This window comes from Corynebacterium yudongzhengii (genome assembly GCF_003065405.1).
GTDB lineage: Bacteria > Actinomycetota > Actinomycetes > Mycobacteriales > Mycobacteriaceae > Corynebacterium > Corynebacterium yudongzhengii.
In genome coordinates, this window is record NZ_CP026947.1 from 169,142 (window position 1) to 192,768 (window position 23,627).

The 23,627-nt window shown below is 65.8% G+C and carries 18 protein-coding genes and 1 tRNA gene; 3 read left to right on the forward strand and 16 right to left on the reverse strand.

What is annotated here, in order from left to right:
• Positions 1–22: 22 nt before the first annotated feature.
• The 5 genes from C3B44_RS00825 to C3B44_RS00845 all read right to left on the reverse strand — a co-directional run bounded on the left by C3B44_RS00825 (position 23) and on the right by C3B44_RS00845 (position 6,060).
• Positions 23–787 (reverse strand): type 1 glutamine amidotransferase, encoded by a 765-nt coding sequence (locus C3B44_RS00825; RefSeq protein WP_108430685.1) that lies wholly within the window; start codon positions 785–787, stop codon positions 23–25.
• Complete coding sequence (locus C3B44_RS00830; RefSeq protein WP_108430686.1) at positions 780–2,060, reverse strand: Mur ligase family protein; 1,281 nt, start codon at positions 2,058–2,060, stop codon at positions 780–782. Before C3B44_RS00830 ends, C3B44_RS00825 begins: the two co-directional genes overlap by 8 nt.
• Positions 2,061–2,106: 46 nt before the next feature.
• Positions 2,107–3,087, reverse strand: a complete 981-nt coding sequence (locus C3B44_RS00835) for a DNA polymerase III subunit epsilon (RefSeq protein ID WP_108430687.1) — start codon at positions 3,085–3,087, stop codon at positions 2,107–2,109.
• Positions 3,088–4,926, reverse strand: a complete 1,839-nt coding sequence (gene leuA, locus C3B44_RS00840; RefSeq protein ID WP_108430688.1) for a 2-isopropylmalate synthase — start codon at positions 4,924–4,926, stop codon at positions 3,088–3,090. It abuts the gene before it with no gap.
• Between the two features lie 282 nt (positions 4,927–5,208).
• Positions 5,209–6,060: a DMT family transporter gene (locus C3B44_RS00845; protein WP_108430689.1), complete on the reverse strand. Its 852-nt coding sequence runs from the start codon at positions 6,058–6,060 to the stop codon at positions 5,209–5,211.
• 139 nt (positions 6,061–6,199) lie between these two features.
• Here C3B44_RS00845 and C3B44_RS00850 point away from each other — a divergent pair, with 139 nt between their 5' ends.
• Complete coding sequence (locus C3B44_RS00850; RefSeq protein ID WP_108430690.1) at positions 6,200–7,465, forward strand: aspartate kinase; 1,266 nt, start codon at positions 6,200–6,202, stop codon at positions 7,463–7,465.
• Between the two features lie 27 nt (positions 7,466–7,492).
• Positions 7,493–8,524 (forward strand): aspartate-semialdehyde dehydrogenase, encoded by a 1,032-nt coding sequence (locus C3B44_RS00855; protein ID WP_108430691.1) that lies wholly within the window; start codon positions 7,493–7,495, stop codon positions 8,522–8,524.
• A 77-nt stretch (positions 8,525–8,601) separates the two neighbouring features.
• Here C3B44_RS00855 and C3B44_RS00860 read toward each other — a convergent pair whose 3' ends face one another.
• Complete coding sequence (locus C3B44_RS00860; RefSeq protein ID WP_108430692.1) at positions 8,602–9,975, reverse strand: YkvI family membrane protein; 1,374 nt, start codon at positions 9,973–9,975, stop codon at positions 8,602–8,604.
• A gap of 69 nt (positions 9,976–10,044) precedes the next feature.
• Complete coding sequence (locus C3B44_RS00865; RefSeq protein ID WP_108430693.1) at positions 10,045–10,602, reverse strand: RNA polymerase sigma factor; 558 nt, start codon at positions 10,600–10,602, stop codon at positions 10,045–10,047.
• 211 nt (positions 10,603–10,813) lie between these two features.
• On the opposite strand from C3B44_RS00865, the gene C3B44_RS00870 reads away from it, so the two are divergent.
• Entirely contained in the window at positions 10,814–12,370 is a 1,557-nt protein-coding gene (locus C3B44_RS00870; RefSeq protein ID WP_108430694.1) for a catalase, read from the forward strand.
• Positions 12,371–12,862: 492 nt separating this feature from the next.
• Here the strand turns inward: C3B44_RS00870 and C3B44_RS00875 are convergent, their stop codons facing one another.
• The 9 genes from C3B44_RS00875 to C3B44_RS00915 all read right to left on the reverse strand — a co-directional run bounded on the left by C3B44_RS00875 (position 12,863) and on the right by C3B44_RS00915 (position 23,517).
• Positions 12,863–13,183 (reverse strand): Na+/H+ antiporter subunit G, encoded by a 321-nt coding sequence (locus C3B44_RS00875; RefSeq protein ID WP_108430695.1) that lies wholly within the window; start codon positions 13,181–13,183, stop codon positions 12,863–12,865.
• A gap of 4 nt (positions 13,184–13,187) precedes the next feature.
• A complete protein-coding gene (locus C3B44_RS00880; protein ID WP_108430696.1) occupies positions 13,188–13,460 on the reverse strand; it encodes a cation:proton antiporter in 273 nt (90 codons plus the stop codon).
• The gene (locus C3B44_RS00885; protein ID WP_108430697.1) at positions 13,457–13,891 is read right to left on the reverse strand and encodes a monovalent cation/H+ antiporter subunit E; all 435 of its coding nucleotides are present in this window, start codon (positions 13,889–13,891) and stop codon (positions 13,457–13,459) included. The genes C3B44_RS00880 and C3B44_RS00885 overlap by 4 nt, the downstream gene beginning before the upstream one ends.
• 2 nt (positions 13,892–13,893) lie before the next feature.
• Entirely contained in the window at positions 13,894–15,426 is a 1,533-nt protein-coding gene (locus C3B44_RS00890) for a monovalent cation/H+ antiporter subunit D family protein (RefSeq protein ID WP_108430698.1), read from the reverse strand.
• Positions 15,423–15,842, reverse strand: a complete 420-nt coding sequence (locus C3B44_RS00895) for a cation:proton antiporter subunit C (protein WP_199222446.1) — start codon at positions 15,840–15,842, stop codon at positions 15,423–15,425. Before C3B44_RS00895 ends, C3B44_RS00890 begins: the two co-directional genes overlap by 4 nt.
• A 3-nt stretch (positions 15,843–15,845) precedes the next feature.
• The gene (locus C3B44_RS00900) at positions 15,846–18,833 is read right to left on the reverse strand and encodes a DUF4040 family protein (RefSeq protein ID WP_108430699.1); all 2,988 of its coding nucleotides are present in this window, start codon (positions 18,831–18,833) and stop codon (positions 15,846–15,848) included.
• A 197-nt stretch (positions 18,834–19,030) separates the two neighbouring features.
• Positions 19,031–19,107: transfer RNA gene (locus tag C3B44_RS00905), tRNA-Pro, on the reverse strand.
• A 974-nt stretch (positions 19,108–20,081) separates the two neighbouring features.
• The gene (locus C3B44_RS00910; RefSeq protein ID WP_108430700.1) at positions 20,082–21,020 is read right to left on the reverse strand and encodes a metallophosphoesterase; all 939 of its coding nucleotides are present in this window, start codon (positions 21,018–21,020) and stop codon (positions 20,082–20,084) included.
• A 58-nt stretch (positions 21,021–21,078) separates the two neighbouring features.
• Entirely contained in the window at positions 21,079–23,517 is a 2,439-nt protein-coding gene (locus C3B44_RS00915) for a transglycosylase domain-containing protein (protein WP_108430701.1), read from the reverse strand.
• Positions 23,518–23,627: the final 110 nt, after the last annotated feature.

Here is a 23,627-nt window from a genome sequence, read left to right on the forward strand (position 1 = left end):
GTTCTAACGAACCCCTTAACAGCTACTTCTTCGCGGCGTCGAGGCGCTCGATGCGCAGACGGTCGATGGCGGCGATTTCGAGGGGCTCGAGCTCGTCGAGACGCTGGCCGGTTGCCTTGGCCAGCAGTAGATCCGCCAGCTGCGGGTTGCGGGCGAGCACGGGCCCGTGCATGTAGGTGGCGATCACGTTGCCCTGCACCGCGCCTTCGGCGCTGCGCTGGCGTTGGACGTCGGGAAGGTCTTCGGCGGTGGAGCGATCAGAGTTGCCGACGCCGTGGGTGATCCGTCCCAGCGGTTCCGCCTCCGAGCCGAGGATCGTGCCGCCGAGGTGATTTTCGAAGCCGGTCAGCGGCTCGGTGAGCTCGGCGGTGATGCCGGCGCGCGTCGGCTGCGTGGCCACCTCCCCGATGGCGCGTTGCTGCATGGGGGTGGTGGAGGCGTCGAGAAGCCCGACGCCGTCGACGTACTTGCCGGAGGCTCGGAAGGACTCACCGAGCACCTGCAGGCCGGCGCAGATCGCCAGGATCGGGGCGCCGGCGTCGGCCGCGCGGCTCAAACCGCCGTCGGCGATGAGGTGCTCCGCGGCGAGGATCTGGGCGGTGTCCTCGCCGCCGCCCATGGTGTAGACGTCGAGGGAGTCAGGCACCGGCTCGCCGAGGCGGATGGTCACGATCTCCGCGTCGATGTCGCGCATGCGGGCGCGCTGCCTTAAGACGAGGGCGTTGCCGTCGTCGCCATAAGTGCCCAAAACGTCCGGCAGAACCAGCCCGATCTCGAACTCAGCCACGGTAGTCCTCCTCCTTGGTCAGCGCCCGCTTGAGATCGTGCAGGGCGGTGTAGTTAGCCAACACCTCCACGCGCCCCGGCGGGCAGGCGCGGATCGCGGCGATGGTATCCGGGATGTGCTCGTGGGTGATCCCGGCGTAGACGAGACGCACCGCCAGGTCGGTGGCGCGCTCGCCGGCGGCCTTGACCTCGAGCTCGCCGAAGTCTTCGAAGCGCACGTCCCACAGCCAGGAGAGGTCCTCGCCGTCGCCCTGCTTCGCGTTGACGGCGATGACGAGGCCGTCGGCGCTGCGATCGACCATCGTCAGCGCCTCCTGCCAGCCGGCCGGATTCTTGGCGAGAAGCAGGTGCACCTTATGCTCGCCGAGCTCCACGGTGGTGTATCGGCCGGCGACGTTGTCGATGCCCTCGGCGGCGGCCAGCGCCTGGTCGAAGGGCACGTCGAAGGCCTCGACGGCCGCGGCGATGGCCTGGGTGGCGTTACCGCGATTGGCCCTGCCCGGCAGCTTCAGGCTCAACTCGGCCTGGCCGTTCGGGTGGGTGATGCCATCGTCGGTGACGATCCAGTCGGGGGTGGGGCGGCGGAACTGGCGGCCGTCGGCAAGAGGTTTGACCGCGTACCAGTCGTCGTCTGTGCGCACGACGTGCCCGCCGGTGCGCGGGCAGGTCACGGAGTCGCCGAGCCAGCCGGCGCCGGCGGAGACCCACACGACGTTCGGGGCGTCGTAGGCCACCGAGGTCATGAGTACGTCGTCACAGTTGGCGACGACCAGCATCTCCGGATGCGCCTCCACCGTCGAGCGCAGCGCCCGCTCGATCGAGTTGATCTCGCCGACGCGATCCAGCTGATCGCGGGTGAGGTTGAGCAGCACCAGCGCCTGCGGCTGCAGCTTGTCGGCCACGGCGGGCACGTGCAGCTCGTCGACCTCCAAGATGATCGCGTCCTTGTCACGGCCGGCCAAGAGAGCGGAGATGATGCCGGCGTCCATGTTGTCGCCGCCCTCATTCGTGGCGACGGACTGCGTCTTCGCCACCGCGGCCGCCAGCATCCTCGTGGTGGTCGACTTGCCGTTCGTGCCGGTGACCAGCGCCGTCGGGCGGCCACCGCCGAGATCCGCCATGATCGTCGGATCGATAGCGTTGGCGATCAGGCCGCCGATCATGCCGCCGGCGCCGCGGCCGGTGGCGCGGGAGGCCTTGGTGGCGAGAGTCGCGGCGGTCGTCGCCACCGACGACCGCAGACGGCGGATCGGCCCGGGCAATCTCAGATTCATGGGATATAGATTAATACGCCCGCCGGGCAATGCGGGCGCGCGCAACTCATTGAGCGCGCAGCGACTCCGCCAGCTGCAAAAACTCCTCGTCGCTGACCAAGGCGATCCCCTTGCGGTGGGCGTGCATCGCCTTTCCGCGCAGGTCAGTACGCTCATTGCTCACCACGAGAGAGGTCTCGCGGGTGAGCTTTTCCGAATACGCCAGCTCCGCGGCCATGCACGCCGCGATGATCTCGTTGGGATCGATCGCCACCTCTGGGGCGACCACGACCTCCATGCCCTTCTGCGGGCCTTGAGCCGCATCGTAGCGTCCCGGGTTCTCATGCGGGCGCGGCGCATTCGCCGCCTCAACCCGCACCGTGGAGCGCTGCAGCCCCACCTTGTCCGCCTGCAGCTCCTGCGGATCCCGGCTCGCGATCCCGCCGCGCTTACGCTGGGCGAAATACAACTCGATGAGCGCCTCAGTCTGTTGACGCGCGAACTCGGCCTCCGCCTGCTGCGCGCGCTGCACCGACGCCTCAGGCGCGGGCGTATCCAGCCCATAGCGCGCGGCCACGGCGAGCAGTCGCGTATCGACGAGCGACACCCCCTGCCGCCGCGCCGTCGCCAGCGTGTCGACGATCCGGTCCGGACGGGGTACATGCCCCACCCGGCGGCGCCGTCGCGAGCGTCCCCGGCCGCGCGAGCGGTTCGCCCGCGCCGCCGCTGTCATCGCGCGCCGCGCCTCAGCCACGATGAAACCCCACGTCTCGGGGCCGCGGTGAGTGATGAGGGTGCGGCCGTCGATAAGCGCATCCAACTTCTTGAGCACCCGATTGAAGGGTTGGCCCTGCGCGACTTCGGCGTGGGTGAGTCCGTGCATGTGGCGGGGGCCCGGGTCCGTGCCGGGATCGAACACGAAGTGATGGTCCTCGCCGCGGTTGCCTTCGGAGTCGAAGGTCACCGCGTCGAGGGTGATCAGGCGGCTGGTCGCCGGGTGGATGCCGCTGGCGTGGGTGACGACCGCGACGAAAGGGTAGGAATCCATCTACATGCCCTGCGGCTTGTAGCCGACGAGCGCGCGGTTGACCGCCGAGGTCACCGCCTTGAAGGACGCGAAGGTGGTCGAACCGGCGATACCGACGCCCCACACCTTGGCGCCGTCGACGTCGGCGTAGATATAGCAGGCGGCTTCGGCGTCATCGCCTGCGGTGCGCGCACGCTGGGCGTAGTCGACGACATCGAGGTTAATCCCCAGCGACTCCAAAGCGTTGGCGTACGCGGCGATCGGGCCGTTGCCCTCGCCGGTGATCTCGTGCTCCTGATCGCGGAAGGTGACCTTCGCCGAGACCCGGACGTTATCGCCCTCGGTCTCCGCGTTATCGACGTGCACCGACAGCTGGTCCAGGTAATCGTCGCGGTCCAGGTACTCTGCGGCGAAAAGATCCCACATGTTCTTCGAGTTGACCTCGCCGCCCTCGGAGTCGGTGACCGCCTGCACGATGGACGAGAACTCCGGCTGCATCGAGCGCGGCATGTTGATGCCGTGATCGGTCTTCATGATGTAGGCAACACCGCCCTTGCCGGACTGGGAGTTCACGCGGATGACGGCCTCGTAGTTGCGGCCGACGTCCTTCGGGTCGATCGGCAGGTACGGCACCTCCCAGGTGGTCTCGCGCAGCTCCTCCCAGGAGACCTGCGTGTTGTCCGCGCCCTCGCGGACGCGGCCGGCCATGGCGTCGAGGCCCTTGTTGATCGCATCCTGGTGCGAACCCGAAAACGCGGTGAACACCAGGTCGCCGCCATAAGGATGACGCTCCGGCACGCGCAGCTGGTTGCAGTACTCGACGGTGGTGCGGATCTTGTTGATGTCCGAGAAGTCGATCTGCGGATCCACGCCCTGGGTCAGCAGGTTCAGGCCCAGCGTCACCAAATCCACGTTGCCGGTGCGCTCGCCGTTGCCGAACAGGCAGCCCTCGATGCGGTCCGCGCCGGCCATGTAGCCCAGCTCGGCGGCGGCGACGCCCTCACCGCGGTCGTTGTGGGGGTGCAGGGACAGGATCACCGACTCCCGCTTGGCCAGGTTGCGGTGCATCCACTCGATCGAATCCGCGTAGACGTTCGGGGTGATCATCTCGACCGTCGCCGGCAGGTTCAGGATCATGGGGTTGTCCGGGGTGGCCTCCATGATGTCAACGACCGCGTCACAGACCTCCAGCGCGAAGTCCAGCTCGGTGCCCGTAAACGACTCCGGCGAATACTCCCAGCGCCAGTTGGTCTCCGGGTAGTCGGCGGCGATGTCCTTGATGAGGTGCGCCGCGTCGGTGGCCAGCTTCTTGATGCCGGGCCGGTCCTTGCGGAAGACCACATCCCGCTGCAGCTTCGAGGTCGAGTTGTAGAAGTGCACGATGACGTTCGGCGCGCCCTGGCAGGCCTCGAACGTGCGGCGGATCAGGTGCTCACGCGCCTGCACCAGCACCTGGATGGTGACGTCGTCCGGGATCATGTCCTTCTCGATGATCTCGCGGACGAAATCGAAATCCGTCTGCGAGGCCGACGGGAAACCGACCTCGATCTCCTTGTAGCCCATCTGCACCAGCAGCTCGAACATGCGGCGCTTGCGCTCGGGGCTCATCGGGTCGATCAGTGCCTGGTTGCCGTCACGCAGGTCGACCGCGCACCACTGCGGCGCGCGGGTGATCTTCTTATCCGGCCACGTACGATCCGGCAGGGTGATGTCCTCGACCTCCTCGGCGAAGGTCAGGTAACGATCGTGCGGCATCCGGGAATTCCGCTGCCGGTTCCAGGCCGGCTGGTCAGCCGGGATGTCCCCGTCCGGGGTGCGGATTTCGTTGGGTGCGGAGATGAAAGCGTCGTTCGGGCTCATGATTCAACCAGTCCTTTGGGGTGTGTGCGGCTTAGCGTGTGAGGCGTGCCATCGGTTTATTCTTCCACGGCCGGCGACGACAAACTCCGCGACGGGGTGCCGGCCGTGTGTGATCCGATCAGGCCCCGCCGCGGCTAAGAAGGAGGCCGCTAAAAGGCAGCTGGTAAGAGCGCATACCCGGCAGCATAGTGAAGACGGTCACGATTGTCGACTTCGGTGGGGTGCGTGGGGGTTGTCGATAGTGCGCGCCAGCATTCGAAGCATTCGCCGCAGCACAAACCCTCACACCCGTTTCCGCGTCAGCATGAACGTCGCGGCGATCATGCCCACCAAGGCGAGCCCCATGGCGGCCCATCCGAGCGCAGTCGATACCTGGAACTGCTCGCGCAGCACGGCGTAGCCCAAGCTGAAGGCAACGATCGGCTCGGAGACTGTCATGGCGGGCAGGCTGTGACGCAGCGCGCCGGCGTTGAAGGAGTACTGCTGCACGGTGGTTCCCAGTGTGGCCCCGAGGATGAGGCCGTAGGTCTCCCAGTTCGCGATCACACCCCAGGCCCCTTGGGTGAGGGCGATGTCGACGAATGCCTTCGATAGCACCGCCACGTATCCGAACAACGCGCCGGTGACCACACCCAGCGCCAGGGCCCGCGAGGGCCCGCGCAAAAACTCCGCGAGCACCCATATGCCGCCCAAGACGAGGGCGCCGAGGCCGAAGGCCCACACCCAGCGCTCCCATGGTGGTTGGGTGTCGCCGGCGGCGGGGCGGCCGAGGAGAACGAGGACGGTGACGGACGCCGTCAAGACCAGTGCCCAGAAGGTTTCATGGGCTCGCATGCGCCTCCCGTCGTACCACGTTGCCAGCGGAAGGGTGAACATGAGCGACAGCACCAGAATGGGTTGCACGACCAGCAAGGTGCCGAAGCCGAGTGCCACGATCTGGAACCCGTACCCGAGCAGCGCGGTGCCGGTGCCGGCCCACCAGAGGGGCTGGCGGATGGCGTTGATCACCGGCGAGCTCTTGAAGGAGCCGTCGAGTGTTGCATCAGCCGCGATTCGGTGGCGCACGACGGTTCCCCAGGCGATGGTCAGGGCGGATGCCAGCGCGAAGACCACCGCGAGAAGATTGCTGTGCACGGCTTCAGAGGGTACTCGCAAAGTGTGGGGGAGGTGGTAGGGGCACAGGCGGGCGCGGTGGGGGAGGGAGTGGCTAAAGTAGTTGCCTGAGTCTAAAAATTCGATTCCCTTGACCCCGAGACCGAAAGGTGGCCGCCACGTGGCACTGGTCGTCCAGAAATACGGAGGCTCCTCGCTCGAGTCCGCGGAGCGTATCCGCGCGGTCGCGGAGAGGATTGTCGCCACTAAGAAGGCGGGCAATGAGGTCGTCGTCGTGTGCTCCGCTATGGGGGATACGACCGATGAGCTCTTGGACCTCGCCGAGCAGGTGAACCCTGTCCCGCCGGCGCGTGAGATGGACATGCTCTTAACCGCCGGCGAGCGTATCTCGAATGCTTTGGTGGCCATGGCGATTTCTTCCTTCGGCGCCGAAGCTCAGTCCTTTACCGGCTCGCAGGCCGGCGTGCTCACCACTGAGCGTCACGGCAACGCCCGCATCGTCGATGTCACCCCGGGGCGTGTGCGCGAGGCGCTGGATAACGACAAGATCTGCATCGTCGCCGGTTTCCAGGGCGTGAATAAGGATTCCCGCGACGTCACCACCTTGGGCCGCGGTGGCTCGGACACCACGGCCGTCGCCCTAGCGGCGGCGCTGGATGCGGATGTCTGCGAGATCTACTCGGATGTCGACGGCGTCTACACCGCCGACCCCCGCATCGTCCCGGACGCGCAGAAGCTGGAGAAGCTGTGCTTCGAGGAGATGCTCGAGCTCGCGGCGTGTGGCTCGAAGATTCTGGTGCTCCGCAGCGTGGAGTACGCTCGCGCGTTCAACGTCCCGATGCGCGTCCGCTCGTCTTATAGCAACGACCCCGGCACCCTCGTTGCCGGCTCTTTGGAGGATATTCCCGTGGAAGAAGCAGTCCTGACCGGAGTCTCTACCGACAATTCCGAAGCCAAGATCACCATCCTGGGTGTCCAGGACACCCCCGGCGAGGCCGCCAAGGTGTTCCGCGCGCTGGCCGATGCCGAGATCAACATCGACATGGTGCTGCAGAACATCTCCTCGGTCGAGGACAACACCACCGACATCACCTTCACGTGCCCGCGTAACGACGGGCCCCGCGCCCTCGAGCTGCTCAGCAAGCTGCAGGACGAGGGTCGCTGGGCGGACGTTCTGTATGACGACCAGATCGGCAAGGTCTCCCTGGTCGGCGCCGGCATGAAGTCGCACCCGGGGGTGACCGCGGAGTTCTCCGAGGCGCTGCGCGATCAGAACATCAACATCGAGATGTTCACCACCTCCGAGATCCGCATCACCGCCGTCGTCCGCGAGCATGACCTGGCGAACGCCGCCCGCGCGCTGCACGACAAGTTCCGGTTGGGTGGCGACGAAGTCGCTACCGTCTACGCCGGCACCGGTCGCTAGACCGCAAAGAAAGGAGCCCTTTTTCCCATGACCACCATCGCTGTTGTCGGTGCCACCGGCCAGGTCGGCCGCGTGATGCGTACCCTGCTCGAGGAGCGGAAGTTCCCGGCCGAGAAGGCCCGCTTCTTCTCCTCGCCGCGCTCCGCCGGCACGGAGCTGGAGTTCAACGGTGAGCCCGTCGTCGTCGAGGACCTCACGCAGCAGACCGAGGAGTCGCTGCAGGGCATCGACATCGCGCTGTTTTCTGCCGGCGGCGGGACCTCGCGCGAGTGGGCGCCGGTGCTTGCGGCCGCGGGGGCGACGGTCGTCGATAATTCTTCGGCTTGGCGCAAGGACCCGGAGGTGCCGCTGATCGTCTCGGAGGTCAACCCGGAGACGTCGAAGGATCTTCCCAAGGGGATCATCGCGAACCCGAACTGCACCACCATGGCGGCCATGCCGGTGATGGATGTGCTCAACCGGGCGGCCGGCTTGAACACGCTGCATGTCGCCTCCTACCAGGCGGTCTCGGGTTCTGGCCTGGCCGGCGTGGAGACGTTGGCGAAGCAGGTCGCGGAGATCGGCGATCGCAACGTGGAGCTGACCAACGACGGCTCTGTGCTCGACCCGGAGGACCTGGGGCCCTACCCGGCGCCGATCGCGTTCAACGCGGTGCCGCTGGCGGGCAACCTCGTCGACGATGGCAGCGGCGAGACCGACGAGGAGCAGAAGCTGCGCAACGAGTCGCGCAAGATCCTGGGCTTGCCGGACCTCGAGGTCGCGGGCACCTGCGTGCGCATCCCCGTCTTCACCGGGCACATGATGGTCATCCACGCCCGCTTCGACCGCGCGATCACCGCCGCCGAGGCCGAAGAGGCGCTCAACGAGGCGCCGGGGGTCAAGGTCGTCGACATGCCGTCGCCACTGAACGCCGCGGGTATCGACGACTCGCTCGTCGGCCGCATCCGCCAGGATCAGACCGTGGCCGATAACAAGGGCCTGGTGCTGGTCGTCGCCGGCGATAACCTGCGCAAGGGAGCGGCGCTCAACACCATCCAGATCGCTGAGCTGCTGGTCTAGTACTTAAAGACAGCAGAGCACAAAGGCCCCCGAGGTGAAAACCTCCGGGGCCTTATCTCATGCGCCTGGGATACTGACTACTTGTCCTTGTCGTCGGTATCGAGGGCGGCGGACGAGCCGGACTCGTCGTCCTTGTCCTCGTAGGGCACGGGGTCGGTGTGGGTGACGTAGGCGACGGTGTTCGGCAGGTCGTCGCGGTCGTAGTCGGGCAGGCTCTCGTCTTCTTCGAGCTTGTGGTGGACTTCGTCTTCGATGTTCTCGGTGAAGTCCTTGTCCTCGATGTTCGACGAGGCGGTGAGCTTCGCCAGCTCGCGTTCGTTGCGCTTGGAGAAGCGCAGGCGCGGGTCGTACTTGCGCTCGGTGAGGGCGAAGGCGCGGGCGCGGCGGCGTCCCTCGGAGCGCAGCTTCTGCCCGCCGCGCAGCCAGGCGACGGAGAGCACGATGATCATGAAGACGCCCATGTAGCCGAGCAGCGGGTACAGGTAGGCGACGAGGGATTCGAAGCCGACGAAGGACAGCACGAAGCCGATGAGGCAGGCGGCGATGAACACGGGGCGGTACAGGTGCCGACGCTTACGCGTCAGCCGCTTACCCAGTGCGTAGAACATGCCGATCGCGGTGTTGAAGATCATGCCGAAGACCACGATCGCCATGGCGTAGCCGAGCCAGGGGTGGATGTTGGTGATCAGGGTGAGTACGGGGAGGGCGTCGTCGGCAACTAATTCCACCTCGAGGAACAGGGCGAGCACCAGAAGCAGCAGCATGCCGAGGAAGAAGGCGCCGCCGAGCACGCCGCCGAAGCCGGCGGCCTTCGTGTCCATCATGTTGCCGCCGATGACGATGGTCATGGAGACTGCGGTCATGACGCAGAGGCCGATGTAGTTCAGTGCGGAGATCCACCAGTTGGGCAGGGTGGTGTCCACGTTGGCGGTCACGTTGTTGAGGTGGGCGATGTCCCAGTCCGCGGTGACCAGCGTCCAGATGGTCACGAAAGCAATGAACAGGATGACGAAAGGCGTGATCGCGCCGATGACGGCGGTGACCTTGTTGACGTCGAGCATGCCCGTGATCAGGACCAACACGAGCATGATCAGCGCGCCGACCCAGACCGGGATACCGAACTGCTGCTCCAGGTTTGAGCCGCCGCCGGCGAACATGACGAAGCCGATGGAAAACAGCGTGATGATCGTGGCGATGTCCAGAATCCAGGCGACCGCTTTATTCGAGATCGACGAGAGCACGCTTAAGTGCTCGCGGGCCTGGTAGTAGGAGCCGAGCTGGAGCAGGGCGATGCCTGAGATGGTCATGAGGATGGCGGCGACAGCCACACCCGCCAGGCCCCAGTAACCGAAAGCGACGAAGTACTGCAGAGCCTCCTGGCCGGAGGCGAAGCCCGCACCGACGATAATGCCGGTGAAGGCCAAAGCTATGGATAAAGCGCGTTTCCACATAACGGGGAATCTCCCGGAATCCAGTATTCAATAGAGGAACAGATACAACCCATTTATTATAACGTTGGATCACTCTTGTTCCTGGTGTTGGATGAGATCCCTGCGTGCACGGGCGACGCGCGAGCGGATCGTGCCGATGCGCACCCCGGCGATGCGGGCGGCTTCTTCGTAGGAATAGCCCAGTACCTGCGTTAATACGAGTGCTTCTCGACGATCGGCGGGCAGGGCGTCGAGAAGCGCACGAGCGTCGATCATCTCACTCCACTCGCCGGGGTCGGCGCCGCGGGCGGGGTGCTCGGCGGCGGCATCCTCGTACTCGGTGGCGGATTTGCGCGGGCGGGCGCGCTCGTGGCGGATGTTGTCGATCCAGGTGCGGCGGGCGAGCGACATGAGCCAGGTGCGTGCCGACGAGCGCGCCGCGAAAGACGACAGCGAACTGATGACCTTGAGGTAGGTCTCTTGCGTGAGGTCGTCGGCGATCTCGGGTCCGCCGAGGTGGGCGAGCAGGCGCCAGACGTCGTCTTGGGTGGCGCGGATGAACTCATTCAATGCGTTGCGATCGCCGCGACCAGCGCGGAGGGCGAGTTCAGTGACTCGTTCATCCTCGCGCGCTGAGTGGTACGACACCTGCTAGACGTTAGCAGGTCAGCGCTTTAAAACGGGCATGCTCGGCCCGGGGGATCAGGGGGTGCGCGCTCGCGTTCATGAGAAAACTCTGATGCATGCGGCTACCGTGGGAGATGTCACCGTGGTTTTCTTGCGCGGTGCGAGACAGTTCAACTACCATCGTTAGACAGCACCGATCAATCGTGATCGATTAATAGGAAGGCAGTGACACATGTCTAACGTCGACGACGTACTGAACCGGGGACTGCAGTCTCCGTCCACCGACCACACCCAGCGCCACAACGGTGCCGAGGTGGCCTCTGAGAACCACTCCATTACCCAGGGCCGCCAGGGCGCGGTCATCCTCGATGACATCCACCTCATCGAGAAGCTGGCCCACTTCAACCGCGAAATGGTGCCGGACCGCATCCCGCACGCCAAGGGCCACGGCGCCTTCGGTGAGCTGCACGTCACCGAGGATGTCTCGCAGTACACCAAGGCCCAGCTCTTCCAGCCGGGCACCGTCACCCCGATGGCCGGCCGCTTCTCGACGGTCGCCGGCGAGTCCGGCTCCCCGGACACCTGGCGCGACGTCCACGGCTTCGCCCTGCGCTTCTACACCGAAGAGGGCAACTACGACATCGTGGGCAACAACACCCCGGTCTTCTTCGTGCGCGATCCCATGAAGTTCCCGGACTTCATCCACTCGCAGAAGCGCCACCCGCAGACCGGCCTGCGCGACGCCGACATGCAGTGGGATTTCTGGACCCGCACCCCGGAGTCCGCACACCAGGTCACCTACCTGATGGGCGGCCGCGGCACCCCGAAGACCACCCGCCACCAGAACGGCTACGGCTCCCACACCTTCCAGTGGATCAACAAGGACAACGAGGCCTTCTGGGTGAAGTACCACTTCATCTCCCAGCAGGGCGTGGAGAACTTCACCGACGCCGAGGCCGAGCAGAAGGCCGGCGAAAACGCCGACTACCACCGCGAGGACCTGTTCAACGCCATCGAGAACGGCGACTACCCGCGCTGGGACGTCTACGTCCAGGTCATGCCGGTCGACGAAGCGGAGAACTACCGCTACAACCCGTTCGACCTGACCAAGACCTGGTCCAAGAAGGACTACCCGCGCATCAAGGTCGGCTACTTCGAGCTCAACCGCAACCCGATCAACTACTTCGCCCAGATCGAGCAGCTGGCCCTGGACCCGGGCAACCTGGTACCGGGCATCGGATTCTCGCCGGACAAGATGCTGCAGGGTCGCGTCTTCGCCTACGCCGACCAGCAGCGCTACCGCATCGGGCCGAACTACCGTCAGCTGCCGGTCAACCGTCCGCTCAACGACATCCACAACTACTCGCAGCACGGCCAGATGAACTACGAGTTCCAGGCTGCGGACCGCCCGCCGTACACCCCGAACAAGACCCGCTGGGGTGCCGGCTACCTGGATGACGGCGAGACCTCGAACCACGGAGACTACTTCTCCGAGGAGAACGTCTACGGTGAGCCCACCGACGCCATGCGTGGCGCCGACCACCACGGTGGCGACAAGCTCTACCGCGGGGCCTACGTCCAGCACGAGGAAGACGGCGACTTCGTCCAGCCGGGCATCCTCTACCGCGAGGTCATGGACGACGAGGAGAAGGAAGCCCTCGCCAACAACATCGCCGGCGCCATGGCTGGCGTCTCCCCGGAGACCGAGGAGCGCTGCTACTGGTACTGGAGCCAGGTCGACGAGTACCTGGGCAACCGCGTCAAGGAGATCTTCACCTCCTCGAAGTAAGCGGTGATGTTTAAGCGCCCGCTGCGGACCGTTGGTTCGTGGCGGGCGCTTTTGCGTGTGGGGTGGTTGGGTTGGTTGTTGCGGTCCTGCGGTCCTGCGGGGAAGTCGAAAGGAGGCGGTCGAAAGGGCTGCTGGTTTGGACTTCGTTTCGACCGCGTGGGACTCGTTTCGGTGGGGATGATTTCGACCAGCGTAAGCGCAACATGGGGGTCCGGAGGGGCTGGCGCTTATGGTGGTCTGCCGGTCGCCCCATCTGTCCCATCGGTCACTCCTGTGGGGTCCCGCAGTCCGTCACGTCTACCCGGCCATGTAGCGCTATCGCTGGTCGAAAGGAGCCACTCCTAAAGGGCTACTCGTTTCGACCTCGCGAGACTCCTTTCTATGAGGGTCCTTTCGACCAGCGAAAGCGCAACATGAAGCAACCACCAGCGCACCCGCCCCAACACCCCAAAAACCCCAAAAACCCGCAGAACCCAGAAAACCCAGAAACCCCTACTGCTCGCCAGCGTTATCCACGACAGTCACGCCGTAGATCGAGCGCCCCAGGTAGTAGGAGCCGACGGATGCGACGACCCACACGCCGGCGATGGCGATCACGGCCCGCAGGGTGTCGTTGAGGTCGAAGCCGACGTGCGCCCAGTCCCACACCAGCTTGGCGATCACCAGCGCCGGCACCGCCACGCACACCAGCGGGCCCATGAGGTTCGTGCGTGTCAACGCGTCGGGCGCACGCCACTGCGCAACGACGGTGGATAGCGTCATGAACGCGGCGAGCACCACGAGGGCGGCGACAATGATTTCGATAATGGTCATGGTTTTACCTCCTACCTCGGGAGATGACGCGCGACATGGACAGCGTCGGCATGACGCCGCCGACAAGTGCCGCGAGGATCGCGATCTCGTAGCTGATGAACGTTTCGTTGGTCACTGACCAGGTGAGATACAGCGCGATCATCGCGTAGAACACGAGGTCCGCGAGGACGGCTCGGCTGAGCAGGTCGGAGGTTTTGAGGATCATCACCACGCCGGCCAGAAGGCTGAGAGCCATCACGGCCATGCTGATCGTCAGTATCCATTCGAAAGGACTCATCGCGCCTTACCTTTCTTGTCCGCGCCCGGAGCTGGGCTGGTGTAGTCGAAGAACTCCGGTGCCAGCTCGCGGGCCGAGCCCTGCCCGGGAACGCCGTGGTCGATGTCGGCGACCCGGGGGCAGAGGCGTTCTTCCATGTCGGCGAGCGAGCGAGTGATGGCCGCCGGGTCATCGCCGAAGGCGTCCTGGACGAGCAGGATGCGGGGCCCGCCGGGCTGATCGGGTTCGCGCAGGCCCAGCGAGAGCGTCGACGGGGTGGCGGTGATCGAGGTACTGAACCAGAAGATTTCCCAGTCGCTCGTCACGCGCAGCGGGTAGCGCACCACCAGCGGGCTGAAGCCGATGCCGGGGGAGAACGCGCGGAACGCGACCTGGAATCCGGCGACGATGATCTCCTTGATCAGCCAGGGAATATACGTCACGACGTGCATGATCAGCGGTTACCTCCGGTGGGGTTTTCGGGGTCGACGACGCCGACGGCATCGTCACCGAGGACAGCCGCGGTGTAGGCCTCGACGTTGAGGAGTTGGTCGGTGGCGGTGTGCACGGCGTCGATAAGCGGCCCCGCCGCCACGAACATCCCCGCCGAGATCACCATCAGTGCCGCCGAGGGCGCCAGAAGCCGCTTGCGTATGCGCAGGCCCGCCGGCACGCCGCGCATCGGGCGACCCCAGAAGACCTTGCGCCAGACGCGCAGCATCGCCAGCAGGGCACCGAACGAGGCGACGATGATCGCGGTGATGACCACCACCGAGCGCATATCGCCGGGTTCGGCGGCCGCGATCACTAGGAGCACCTTGCCCCACAGGCCCGAAAACGGCGGGAAGCCAACCACGGAGTACGCGCCGGCGGCGAAGATGGCGGCGGTCCACGGGTGTCGATGCGCCAAACCCGTCAGCCGCGCCAAACGCCCAGTGCCGTAGGTCTCTTCGATGGCACCGGCGTTGAGGATGAGCGCGCCGATCGTGATCATGTGGTGCAGCGTGTAGACGATGCCGGCGCTGAGCGCGGCGTGCGGGTTGTCCGGGGCGAAGGCGAACATCACGAGGATGAACGGCATGCCCGTGACCATCTGGTAGGCGAGGACGCGGCGGATGGTGTGTTCGGCAAGCCCGGCGAACGCGCCCAGGATCATGGAGACCACCATGAGGATGGTGATCAGCCAGGTGAACCGGTCGTCGAGGTCGAAGATGACCACGAAGATGCGGAAGAGCATGTAGACCGCGACCTTCGTGTGCAGACCGGAGAACAGCCCCATCACCGCCGCGGAGGACAGCGGGTAGGTGCGCGGCAGCCAGGTGTGCACCGGGAAGATGCCGGCCTTCGTGATGATCGCGATGACCACCAGCCCCAGCGCCACCAGCGCCGGGCCGCCCGCCGCGCCGACCCCGGCGAGCGCCGCGATGTTCACCGCGCCGGTGACCCCGTAGACGAAGCCGACGCCGACGAGCAAGAGCGTCGAGGCCGCGAGGTTCGTCAGAATGAACACGCGCGCGCCGCGCAGGCGGTTGCGCCCGCCGGTCATGGCCACCAGCCCATAAGAGGGTAGGAGCATGACCTCGATCATGACGAAGAAGTTGAACAGGTCAGCGGTCAGCAGCGCGCCGTTGACACCCGTGACGAGGATCAGGGTCAACGAGGCGTAGAAGCGGGAGTTGGTCTCCCCGGTGGCGGTGGCGAACCAGTTGGCGGTGGCGGCGACGATCATCGTCGTGACGATCATCAGCGCCGAGAACTGATCCGCCGCGTAAGTGATGCCGACCCCGGCCGGGTACAAACCGATCGTGTGGGCGATAGTGCCGTTCATGGCGGTGTAGGCGAACAGCCAGCCACCAGCGACGATCCCGACGACCGGCACCGCGATGTGCAGGATGTCGCGCAGGATTTTCCACGGGCTGATGACGGCGACCGCTGCCAGAATCAGCGGCGTGGCGACGAACAGCGGCAGCGTAACCTCGGCGTTCACGAGTTATGCGCCTCCTTCTGGTGCGCGGCGTCCTGGTGCACGGCGTCGCGCCCCAGGGTGGAGAACGGGTCGCCGGCATGGGTGTCCTGGCGGCGGGGGCCTTCGGCGCCTTCGGCGTCATCGGTGTCGTCGTTACGCCCGAGCGCCGCGGTGGCCAGAAGGATCGTGGTGGTGGCCATCGCGATGACGATGGCGGTGAGCACGAACGCCTGGGGCAGCGGATCGGCGGCGGCGCTCAAGTTGCGCTCGCCGGCGAAGGCCTCCCCACGCCAGGCGCCGACGCCGGCGGCGAGCAGCATCAGGTTCGCGGCGTGCGAGAGCAACGTCATGCCGAAGATGATGCGGACCATGCCGCGCTGGAACATCAGGTAGACGGCGCCGGTGATGAGCACGCCGATGGTGAGGGCGATGATCATGGCTTAAGCGTCCTCCTTTCCATGCAGGCCCAGCTCACTGGCTGGGGTAGAGCCGCTTGCCGACGCCGCCTTCGCCCGCCCGCGCGCGAGCACGGAGCGCGGGGCGTCGGCGGGGTTGATGGGCTCGGGGTAGTCCTCGTCGGTTTCGGTGGTGCCCACCAGGCCCGGCACGAGCGATTTCTCGCCGTCGCCGCGGACGTAGTTGAGGTCCTCGAGGTAGCTGACGCCGGGGCGCAAGTAGCCGCCGAGGGCGTTGATGGCCATGGTGAGCATGCCGAGCACGGTGAGGTAGATGCCGCCGTCGAAAATCAGCGACGTGGTCAAATGCTCGCCGAGGATCTCGCCGTGCAGGGCGTAGAGGAAGCCGCCCTCGATCAGCCCGAGGAATCCGGAGGCGATCGCGACGATGATGCCGATGCCGGTCAGCCACAGCGGGACGGTGCGGCCGACGACGGGGCGGTCGGAACCCTTGGACATATAGGACAGGCCGAAGGCCGTGGCCAACACCAGCGCGGCGACGAAGCCGCCGCCCGGGGCCGTGTGCCCGCGGAAGAAGATGAGCACGGAGAGCACCATGAGCACCGGGATCACCAGGACGGTGACCTTGCGCAGCGGCAGCGAGTTGAGCTGAGACTGGCCGAAAGGTGCCGGGTGCAGGCCGCGGCTGAAGGGGTAGCGTGGCATCGTCGAGACGAGCGCGGCGAGCACCACCGCACCCATGCCGAGCACGGAGAGCTCGCCCAAGGTATCGAAGCCACGGAATTCCACGATGATGACCGCGACGATGTTGCTGCCGCCGGTGACATCGGGCGCGTTGTCGAGATACCACATGGCCAGCTCGGAGCGGTCGCGCCGGCCGAGCAGGGCGACGGTACCGGCGAACGCCGTGAGCCCCGCGGCGACGGCGAGGATGCCGGCGACGAGTTTGCGGCGGGGTGCGACCGTCGGGAAGTGGATCGGCTGGTGGCGGATGACCAGCATGATGACGATGACCGTCAGCGCCTCCACCAGGAACTGGGTGAGCGCCACGTCCGGGGCGCCGAGCAGCAGCATCTGCAGGCTCATGCCCACGCCGACGGTGCCGATGAGCACCGCGCCCGTAAGCCGCGAGCGCGAGAACGCCAGGCCGGCGACGGAGGCGGCGATAAGAAGGAGAGGCACGAGATCGAGGGGGTGCTCGAGGCCTTCAGCACGCGGGGCGGGGGTTACGCCGTCGATGCCGGAGGTGGCGAAGGTGGTCACCGTGCCGAGGGCGATGATCAGCACCACGATCCACAGCACGTGCCGCGAAGGGTTGAGCGTATCGGCCATGCCGGCCAGCCAGCGCCCGCAGCGGCTGAAGAAGCGGTTGAGGCCGTGGAGGACGTCGTTGCCGGTCGCCGGCAGCAGGTCACGGGATTCGGCCGCGGCGAAGATCCGGCGGCGGGCAAACAGGGCTAAGGTGCCGACGACCAGCACCGCCACCGTAATCAGCAAAGGCGTGGTGATGCCATGCCACAAAGCCAGGTGGACGTGGTGGTCGGTCGGTGCGGCGATGTCGTTGACCGCGGCGCTAAACGGGGTGTCGAGCACCGGGGCGGCGAAGGCCAGCGGGATCGACATCACACCCGGTAGGGCAGCGGGCAGCCAGAGGCTGACCGGGGCCTCGTGGACGTTGGGCAGCGGGCGCGGGCCGTCGAAAAACGTGCCGAACACGATCTTCGCGGAGTACAAAAACGTCAACAGCGCGGCCACGCCCGCCACCGCGAGCAGCACGGCGGTGCCGACCGAACCCAGCGGGGCATCCGTGAAGGCGGTGAGCATCGACTCCTTCGACAGGAAGCCGAACAGCGGGGGCACGGCGGCCATCGACAGCGCGGCGATGACGGTGGCCACGAACGTGCACGGCATCTTGCGCCACAGCGGGCCCAGGCGGCGGATGTCGCGGCTGCCGGCCTCGTGGTCGACGACGCCGATGAGCATGAACAGGCTCGACTTGAACAGCGCGTGCGCCAGCGTGTGCACGAGCGCGGCGGTCAGCGCCACCGGCGTGCCAATGCCGATCGTGGCGACGATCCACCCGAGGTGAGAGACCGTCGAATACGCGGTCAAATGCTTCAGGTCGGTCTTCTGGATGGCGAACAGGGCAGAGACAAAGGCCGTGCCCATGCCGACGATCACCAGCAGGAGGTTCCAGGCGGTGACGTCGGCAAAGATCGTCGAAAAGCGCAGCAGCACGTAGACGCCCGCCTTGACGACGGCCGCCGCATGCAGAAACGCCGAGACCGGCGTGGCCGCGGCCATCGCCTCCGGCAGCCAGAAGTGGAACGGAAACTGGGCGGACTTCGTGAACGCCGAGACCGCGACGAGCACCGCCACCAAGGCCGTGAGCTGCGGGTTGTTCTCCCACGCCGGGGAGGCGAGGATCTCGTTGAGATCGGTCGAACCCGCGGTCACCGCGGCGATGGCTAGCGCCGCCAGCAGCGTGAGCCCACCGAAGAACGTGAGGATCAACGTGCGCTGGGCGCCGGCCTCGCCGCTCGAGCCCGAGCGCGCGATGAGCATGAACGACGCCAGCGAGACCAGCTCCCACGCGACGAACAACACCAGCACATCGCCCGCGAACACCAAAAGCAGAATCGAGGCGGTAAACGCGGTCATGAGCGTATAGAAGCTCGTATTCGACCGGCCCTTCGGCAGGTACGCGGCGGAATAGACGAAGACCACCGCGCCGATGACCAGCGCGAGCAGGCCAAACAGGGCGGAGAGGGTGTCGGCGTGCAGGGATAACGCGACATCGGCACCCGGGCCCAAGACGTCCTTCGCCCAGACAAGGCGGTATGTCAACGGCTCGCCGGAGATGATTTCCGGCAGGGCACGGGCCAAAATGACCGCGGCGATGGCGAGCAGGCCGGCTAGCGGCCAGCCCGCGGCGCGGTCGAAAACGCGGACCCCCACTGGGGCGAGCGCGACCGCCAACGCTGCGATGACAACGACGGCTGCAAGCTCCATCGGCACCTCAACTATCCACTTATTACGTGTGTATTGCGTGTGTATTTATGTGTTTCAGTATGGCGTTGTACTACGACCATGAGGCTACACCTGGTGGCTTACGTGCAGTTATTCGCGTCACGTACCGGGCGCTGGGGCAGTTTTTGGTGGCAAGAAAAAGGCCCGGCCGCCGGAGTGTTTTCCGGTGGCCGGGTGCGTGGTCGGGATAACAGGATTTGAACCTGCGACCTCCTCGTCCCGAACGAGGCGCGCTACCAAGCTGCGCCATATCCCGTGGAACTACGATGACCGGCCTTCTTTGTGTGGGCCCGTCTTCGCGGTACCTGGAATACCTTAACGTACCCTCCCGCAGGCGACAAAATCCCTGCGTGGGGTGGATGGTGTGGGTGCCTATCCTTTCGGGGTGCTGTGTTGCGCTTGTGCTGGTCGCGGATGTGTTGGTTGCGGATGTGTGGGCTCAGTCCGGGTCGAGGTTGGTTTTGTGGAACCTGCATGGCACTCGAACGGAAATGCTTGAAGGAAGAACCTTGAAGGGTTTGGAGTCAGGCCGTTTTCTTGCGCAAAACCTTGAAGGGTGCGCCCCTCAAGCATCTTCCTTTAAGGGTTTGTGTAGCGGTGACGTGGGCGCGCGCCGGAAAGGGGGGCCTGTAGAACGTCGGGCACCTTGGTATACATGAGGCGGTACCGCGTTCGCACGCCTGGTCGAAAGGAGTTGGTTCGAAAGGAGTCCCGCGCGGTCGAAACGAGTAGTCCTTTAGGGGTGGCTGCTTTCGACCAGCGATAGCGCTGTATGGCGGCGGTAGGCGCGCCGACGGCGGGAGCCTTAAGGAAGAGGCTGCTGGGGCGGATGGGGCGACCGCCCGGCAATGCTAGTCGCCTGCCCCTTCGAAACCTCATGGTGCGATTGTGCTGGTCGAAATCATCCCTATAGAAAGGGGTCCCGCGCGGTCGAAACGAGTAGTCCTTTAGGGGTGGCTGCTTTCGACCAGCGATAGCGCTGTATGGCGGCGGTAGGCGCGCCGACAGTGGGAGCCTTAAGGAAGAGGCTGCTGGGGCGGATGGGGCGACCGCCCGGCAATGCTGGCCGCCTGCCCTTCGAAGCCTCATGTTGCGATTGTGCTGGTCGAAATCATCCCTATAGAAAGGGGTCCCGCGCGGTCGAAACGAGTAGTCCTTTAGGGGTGGCTGCTTTCGACCAGCGATAGCGCGGCATGCCAACTCGCGCCCCAACGCAACCCCGCGCCAGGCCTACTTCCGTTCGGTCAGCCGCAGCAGCGTTGCCGAGGGGCGGCAGAAGAAACGGAAGGGCGCGTACTTCGAGGTGCCCAGGCCGTTGGAGATGTGCAGTGCCATGCCGTCGAAGTCGTGCAGTCCCTGCGCGCGGGCGCGATCGATGCCGGAGTTGGTGACCAGCGCTTTTGAGCCCGGCAGGCAGAACTGACCGCCGTGGGTGTGGCCGGCCAGGGCGAGGTCGTAGCCGTCGTCGGCGAAGCGGCGCAGCACCCGCGGGTACGGGGCATGCAGCAGGGCGAGGGCGAGATCGGAGTCTTCGTTTGGCGGGCCGGCGATGGTCTCGTAGTCGTCGAGGTCGTGGTGTGGGTCGTCGACACCTGCTACCGCCAGGCGCAGCGGGCCGGCCTTGAACTCGGGGCGGGTGTGCGTGGCGTCGTGCCAGCCGCGCTCGATGAACACCGCACGCATGTCCTTCCACGGCAACTCGACATAGGACGGGGTGCGCTTCTTCTTCGTCAGGTAGGTCAGCGGGTTGACCATGCGCGGCGCCCAATAGTCATTGGTGCCGAAGACGAACAGCCCCGGCCGGTTGAGCAGGGGATCGAGGGCGGCGATGGTATCGGGCACCGCGCGGGCATCCGACAGGTTATCGCCGGTGTTGACCACCAGATCCGGCTGCAGAGAATCCAGGGCGGAGACCCACGCGATCTTGTCCTCCTGGCCCGGAATCATGTGCAGATCCGAGATATGCAGGAGCCGGAACTCGCCTCTGCCGCGCAGAGAACCCGCGGGCAGAAGCGGTATGGTCAGCTGCTTCAACTCGAAGTTATGCAGTTCCCGGTTGCCCCAGTAGAGGAACCCGGCCCCGGCTGCGAGACCAGCGGCGCCGGCGGCGGCAAGCCCGGCCGCCCACCGCCGGGAGGTGGAGTCGTGATCGGAGTTGGAAAAATTCACTGCTCCAGCTTAACGGTGAGCGCATCAATGATCAGAGAAATGATCAGAGAGATGATGCTTACAGGCCGAACTGGTTGCGAAGATCGTTGCCCAAAGACTCGAGTTCCTCGCGTAGGCGGTCCAGCTCCTCCGTCGAGGGACCCTGTGGGGGCTCCGGCGCCGAGGGCGGGGTGTCGTCGCCTGCGGAATCGCCGCCGGCCGGCTGGTCGGAGGCGTTGTCGGAGGCCCCGCCGCCGCTCGGGGACTGGCCGTTGGAGAGGATCAGGGTGACGGCCTGTTCGCCGTCGATACGCTCGACGGCCACGACGGTGCCAGCCGGCAGGTCGCTGTTGATCCGCTGGACTGAAGAGATCTCGAAGCCTTCGTCCTCGAGGGCGGCGCGGGCTGCCGATTCGTCCGATCCAGCGAGGTCGGCGAAGAGCTCTTCGGCAGCCCCTTCCCTAAAATTTCCGGCGGGCCCACCTGCGACGCCGGCGCCGATGGCCTGCGGAATCCTCTGGTGCAGCGTGAAGTACGTCTGCGCGGGCTCCTGGCCGCCGTAGAGGTTGCCGGCGCCACACTGGCGGACCGGGGAGGTGCACAGCGGGGAGGTGCCGGTGCCGTCGTTGAAGATGTACGGCGCGGCGGCGATCGCGTTGTTGAAGCCCAAGAAGGCCGAGGACTGGTTGGACTCGGTGGTACCGGTCTTGGCGGCGGCGACGTCGCCGAAGCCGGTCGCCTGGGCCGCGTTGCGGGCGGTGCCCTCGGTGACGTCGGAGACCATGGCCTGCGACAGGGCATTCGCCAGCTCCGGCTCGACGACCTGCTCGCACTCCGGGCGCTCTAAGTGCAGCTCCTCGCCGTCGCGCGTCTCGACGGTCGCGATCGGGTTCGGCTCACACCAGCGACCCTGCGAGCTCAGCGTGGCACCCACGTTGGACAGCTCCAGAGCGTTCACGGCCGTCGGGCCCAGGGTGTAGGAACCGAGGTTGGCTTTCTTGAAGTAGTCGGCGATGGAGTAGTCCTCGTTGTAGGATTGCGGCGCCTCATAAGAGCGCAGGCCCAGCTTGACGGACATGTCGACGACGGCGGGGACGCCGACTTCGTCGATAAGCATGACGAACGTGGTGTTCGGCGAATAGGCCAGCGCCTCCTCTAGGGTCATCTGGTCCTGGTAGGTGCCGGCGTTTTCCACGCAGTAGGTGTTCGCCGGGCAGTTGGCGGCGCCGCCGGCACCTAAACCTTGAGCCTCGTAGCGCTCCGGCACGGGGAGCACGTCGTTGAGGCCGCGGCCGGCCTCCATCGCCGCGGCGGCGGTGAAGATCTTGAACACCGAGCCGGCGCCGTTGCCAACCAGCGAGGTCGGCTGCGGCAGGTAGGTCTCGCCGGCCTCCAGATCGAGGCCGTAGTTACGCGAGGAGGTCATCGCCCGGATCGGGCGCGAATCGGTGCCTGGCTCGACGACGTTGAGGACCTCGGCCACGCCCGGCTGGGCGGGATCGACCATCGAGGTCACGGTGTCGTGGGCGGCGTCCTGGGCGGTCGGGTCCAGGGTGGTGGTGATCGTGAGCTCGTCGTTGAGGATCTGCTCCTCGCTGATGCCCTTGGCCTCGAGGTAGTTGATCACGTAGTCGCAGAAGAAGCCGCGGTCGCCGGCGGCGATGCAGCCGTTGCCCAGCAGCGCCGGAGATTCGAGCACGCCGAGCGGCTCGGCGGCCCAGGCGTCGGCATCTTCCTGGGAAATCGCACCGTATTCCACCATCGCCTGCAGCACCGTGTTGCGGCGCTCGATCACCGCGTCGGTGTTGGTGTACGGGTTCAAGTACTCCGAGGACTGCACCATGCCGGCGAGCATCGCGGCTTGCGGGACGCTGAGATCCGAGGCCGGAATACCGAAGTAGGTCCGGGCGGCAGCCTCGACGCCGTAGGCGTGGTTACCGAAGGGCACGACGTTGAGGTAGCGGGTGAGCACCTCGTCCTTGGTCAATTCCTTATCGAGCTGCGCGGCCATCCGCATCTCCCGCAGCTTGCGGGGAATCGACTGCTCCGTGGCCGCCGCCTGGGCCTCCGTGCTGTCCGCGGCGACGTGCAGGAGGTAGTTCTTCACATACTGCTGATTAATGGTCGACGCGCCCTCCTCGACGCCGCCGGCCATCAAGTTCGTGACCATCGCGCGGGCGAAGCCCTGGAAGTCGACGCCCTCGTGCTCGTAGAAGCGCCGGTCCTCGATCGCGACGATCGCATCCTTCATCGCCTGCGAGATCTGATCGCCGCTGACCGGGTGCCGACGCTGATCATAAACGTGCGCGATCAGCGTGCCCGTGCGGTCGTTGATGGTGGTCACACCAGGCAGTTCCTCCGCCGTCATGTCGGCGAGGTTGGACTGCATGGTCTCGTTGGTGCGCTGGACGGCCGCCCCTGAAATGCCCGCTACGGGGGCCAGGGCCAGGGCGATGAGCAGGCCTGCGACCACGGTGGCGATCAGAATCCTGAGGAGGGAGGAGCTGCGAACGTTCATCCCCGTTACCTTACGGTGTGTACATGGGAAGGGGAACCACTCGGTACCCCCGAGATGTGTGACGTATTCGACGGTCTGCAAAATCTGTGAAAAACTACACCGCACAACCG

Bases quoted from the DNA above. Each gene is read 5' to 3' on its own strand.
- C3B44_RS00830 (WP_108430686.1), bottom strand. From the start codon at position 2,060: ATGAATCTGAGATTGCCCGGGCCGATCCGCCGTCTGCGGTCGTCGGTG.
- C3B44_RS00835 (WP_108430687.1), bottom strand. From the start codon at position 3,087: ATGGATTCCTACCCTTTCGTCGCGGTCGTCACCCACGCCAGCGGCATC.
- leuA (WP_108430688.1), bottom strand. From the start codon at position 4,926: ATGAGCCCGAACGACGCTTTCATCTCCGCACCCAACGAAATCCGCACC.
- C3B44_RS00855 (WP_108430691.1), top strand. From the start codon at position 7,493: ATGACCACCATCGCTGTTGTCGGTGCCACCGGCCAGGTCGGCCGCGTG.
- C3B44_RS00860 (WP_108430692.1), bottom strand. From the start codon at position 9,975: ATGTGGAAACGCGCTTTATCCATAGCTTTGGCCTTCACCGGCATTATC.
- C3B44_RS00870 (WP_108430694.1), top strand. From the start codon at position 10,814: ATGTCTAACGTCGACGACGTACTGAACCGGGGACTGCAGTCTCCGTCC.
- C3B44_RS00875 (WP_108430695.1), bottom strand. From the start codon at position 13,183: ATGACCATTATCGAAATCATTGTCGCCGCCCTCGTGGTGCTCGCCGCG.
- C3B44_RS00880 (WP_108430696.1), bottom strand. From the start codon at position 13,460: ATGAGTCCTTTCGAATGGATACTGACGATCAGCATGGCCGTGATGGCT.
- C3B44_RS00885 (WP_108430697.1), bottom strand. From the start codon at position 13,891: ATGCACGTCGTGACGTATATTCCCTGGCTGATCAAGGAGATCATCGTC.
- C3B44_RS00895 (WP_199222446.1), bottom strand. From the start codon at position 15,842: ATGATCATCGCCCTCACCATCGGCGTGCTCATCACCGGCGCCGTCTAC.
- C3B44_RS00900 (WP_108430699.1), bottom strand. From the start codon at position 18,833: ATGGAGCTTGCAGCCGTCGTTGTCATCGCAGCGTTGGCGGTCGCGCTC.
- C3B44_RS00915 (WP_108430701.1), bottom strand. From the start codon at position 23,517: ATGAACGTTCGCAGCTCCTCCCTCCTCAGGATTCTGATCGCCACCGTG.